Raw genomic sequence first — 3,414 nt, 5'->3', positions numbered from 1 at the left:
ACGACCACCAGGACAAGGATGAGTCCCATGAAGAACATCCAATGCTCGGTGTACATGGCCAGGCCCTCTTCCAAAAGCAGGAACAGGGCCGCTCCGGCCACCGGACCGTAAAGCGTGCCCATCCCTCCCAAAAGGACCATGACCATCAATTCCCCGGACAAGGTCCAGTGCAGAAGCCCCGGGCTGACGAACTCGGTCTGGTTGGCCAGCAGGGCTCCGGCCAGTCCCGCTCCGGCCCCGGCAATGACGAAGCAGGTCAGCTTGTACCAGTAGGTATTGATGCCAAGGGCGTTGACCCGCCGATCGTTCTCCTTGGCCCCCCGAAGGACTAGGCCAAACCTGGACCGCGACAGCCGGACCGCCAGAACCAGAAATACGGCCAGAAAGAACAGGCAGACGTAATAGAAATGGAGATCGTTGCCGAGGTCCAGGCCGGGCAGGGTGTTGCGGGAATACAGAGACAGGCCGTCGTCCCCGCCGTATTTCTCCAAGGAGACGAAGAAGTAGTAGAACATCTGGGCAAAGGCCAGGGTGATCATGATGAAATGCATGCCCCTGGTCCGCAGGCACAGGGCGCCGATCATGAAAGCCAGCAGGGCCGAGACGATCACGGCCGCTGGCCAGACCACCAGGGCGTTCTCGCTGCCCTGGATCAGGAAAGGCCAGGCCAGGATCGGCTCGCTCTCCATCCCGTGCTGAAAGAATATCCCGACCACATAGGCTCCGATGCCAAGATAGGCGGCGTGGCCCAGACTGATCAGGCCGCCCACCCCGAGAAGCAGGTCCAGGCTGACGGCGGCCAGAGCGTAGATGAGGATCCGGCTGAACAGGGACAAAAGATAGGGCTGGTCCAGAATCTGGGCCACGCCCGGCAAAGCGGCCAGAAACATACCCCCGGCCACAAGGATGAGCCCCTGTCGAGTTGCCGGGCTCATGCGCTCTGCACCGGAAAGAGGCCGCTGGGCTTCCAGAGAAGGACCATGGCCATGAGGATGTAGATGGCCATGGAGGCCAGGGACGATCCGGCCGTGTCCGCCGTGGAGGAGTCAAACGCCAGACGGAGCAGGGTCGGCAGAAAGGCCCGGCCCAGGGTGTCCACCAGCCCGACCAGCAGGGCCCCGACCACGGCTCCCTTGACCGACCCGATGCCGCCGATGACGATGACCACAAAGGTCAGGATGAGGATGCTCTCGCCCATGCCCGACTCCACGGCCAGAATGGGCCCGGCCATGACCCCGGCCAATCCGGCCAGCAAGGCCCCCAGACCGAAGACCAGGGTGTAGAGAAGCGAGATGTTCACACCCAGGGCCCCGACCATCTCCCGGTTCGTGGCCCCGGCCCTGATGCGCATGCCCAGACGCGTCCGGGCGAACAGAAACCAGAGAAAAACGGCCACGGCCAAGCCGGCGACGATGACCGCCAGCCTGTAGACCGGATACGAAAGCCCATCCACAATGGTCACATGACCGGCCAGCCAGGAGGGAACATCCATGAACAGCGGCTGCCGTCCCCAGATCATTCGGGCCGACTCGTTGAAGAACATGATCAATCCGAAGGTGGCCAGAACCTGGTCCAGATGATCCCGGTCGTAGAGATGGCGGAGCACCAGCCACTCCACGGCCATGCCCACGAGGGCGGCCGCCGGCAAGGCCGCTGCCAGCCCGAGGAGGAAGGACCCCGTGGTCGCCATCGCCGTGGCCCCCACATAGGCTCCGATCATGTAGAAGGACCCATGGGCCAGATTGATGACCCGCATGATGCCGAAAACCAGGGTCAGCCCGGCCGACATGAGGAACAGGGTGATGCCCAGTTGCAGACCGTTCAGGAGTTGTTCGAGGAAAAGCAGCATGATCGGCAAAAAAAGGGGACCCGTTGCCGGGTCCCCTTCTTCAGATGACTACATGGAGCATTGGTCCGCGTAGGCGTCGACGTGGTTGGAGAAGACCTTCTTGATGGTCTTGTTGGTGTATCCGTTCTCGGTCTTGATCACTTCTCGGATATAGAAATCCTGCACCGGATGCTGGTTGGTGCCAAAGGAAAAATTCCCCCGGACCGACTCGAAATCGGCTTTTTTCAGCGCGGCCCGGAAGGCGTCCAGATCGGCTATGCCTCCGGTCTTCTTCAGGGCCGAGGCGATGAGCCTAGCCGTGTCGTAGCCCTGGCTGGCGTACAGGGTCGGGGTCCGGCCATAGGCCTTTTTGAAGGCTTCCACGAACTGCTTGTTGGCCGGATTGTCCAGATCGTGGGACCATTGGGACCCGTTCTTGACTCCCAGAGCCGCCTCGCCCACGGCCCCCAGGATGCGCTCGTCAAAGGAGAAGGCCGGGCCGAACAGGGGAATCTCCTGTTGCAGGCCGGCCTGGGCGTATTGCTTGAGGAAATTGATGCCCATGCCTCCGGGCAGGAAGAAGAAGACCGCGTCGGGCTTGGCCGCCCGCAGGCCGGCGATTTCCGCGGCGTAGTCCGACTGGTCGAGCTTGGTGTAGACCTCGCCGGCGATGTTGCCCTTGTAGTAGCGCTTGAAACCGGCCAGATGGTCCTTGCCCGCCGGATAGTTGGGAGCCAGAAGATAGACGTTTGTGAAACCGGCCTCGGTCACGTACTGGCCGACCACCTCGTCCAGATTGTCGTTCTGGTAGGACACGCTGAAATAGTTCGGATTGCACATGTCTCCGGCCAGCTTGGACGGCCCCGCATTGGCGCTCAGATAGACCACTCCGTCCCGGACGACCTTGGGGATCACAGCCATGGCCACGTTGGAAAAGACGATGCCGGTCATGATCTTGACCCCGTCCTTGACCTCGAACCGCTCGGCGATCTGCTTGCCCTTTTCGGGCTTGGCCCCGTCGTCCTCCACCAGAAGATCCACCGGCACCCCGCCCAGGGTTCCGCCTTCCTGGTCGATGGCCAGCTGGAACCCGTCCCGGATGTCCTCGCCCAGATACCCGGCCTTGGTGGACAGGGTGGTGATCATCCCGATCTTGACCGGATCCGCGGCCAGGACGTGGCTCGCCAGAAGCATTCCGGCAAGTACGGCCAACACGACAGCGCACTGTTTCTTCATGATTTTCGCTCCTCTGATGATGACGTGAAAACGGGGAGAGTGGAACCGGGGAGACGACGAAGCCTAAAAAGGACTTGACTCGTCCACCCTGTCGCTCCCAGGCCGTCACAGCTACCCGGTTTCGTCACCCATCGCAAGGCCAGAGCCGTGGGCCTCGCGGCCAACGTCTGTCGACAACAGGCCGAAAATTATTATTCGAAGGCCCTAGAGACTGATTTTCATAATTTTTTTATTGGCAATTTCCATTATTTCAATTAATTTTTCTTTGTCTATGAAGCGGTTGGATGCCGATCCTGAGATGAATAGAAAATCAATTATAATGGTTTTACTCGCCATGAAGGCTTGAATAT

General features: G+C 60.5%; 3 protein-coding genes. All 3 read right to left on the bottom strand.

Annotated elements, in window-relative coordinates; all coding sequences use genetic code 11:
• A partial coding sequence (locus EOM25_13345; GenBank protein NCC26159.1) for a branched-chain amino acid ABC transporter permease occupies positions 1–890 on the bottom strand: 890 nt, incomplete at its 3' end.
• 41 nt (positions 891–931) lie between these two features.
• Entirely contained in the window at positions 932–1,849 is a 918-nt protein-coding gene (locus EOM25_13340; protein NCC26158.1) for a branched-chain amino acid ABC transporter permease, read from the bottom strand.
• Between the two features lie 48 nt (positions 1,850–1,897).
• Positions 1,898–3,064 (bottom strand): ABC transporter substrate-binding protein, encoded by a 1,167-nt coding sequence (locus EOM25_13335; GenBank protein NCC26157.1) that lies wholly within the window; start codon positions 3,062–3,064, stop codon positions 1,898–1,900.
• Between the last annotated feature and the right edge of the window lie 350 nt (positions 3,065–3,414).

It is taken from the genome of Deltaproteobacteria bacterium, assembly GCA_009929795.1.
Classification (GTDB): domain Bacteria; phylum Desulfobacterota; class Desulfovibrionia; order Desulfovibrionales; family Desulfomicrobiaceae; genus RZZR01.
Note: the sequence above shows the minus strand (reverse complement) of the source record. Positions and strands in the feature narration are given on the sequence as shown.

Excerpts from the sequence above, each read along its gene's own strand:
- EOM25_13335 (NCC26157.1), bottom strand. The coding sequence starts at position 3,064 with ATGAAGAAACAGTGCGCTGTCGTGTTGGCCGTACTTGCCGGAATGCTT.
- EOM25_13340 (NCC26158.1), bottom strand. The coding sequence starts at position 1,849 with ATGCTGCTTTTCCTCGAACAACTCCTGAACGGTCTGCAACTGGGCATC.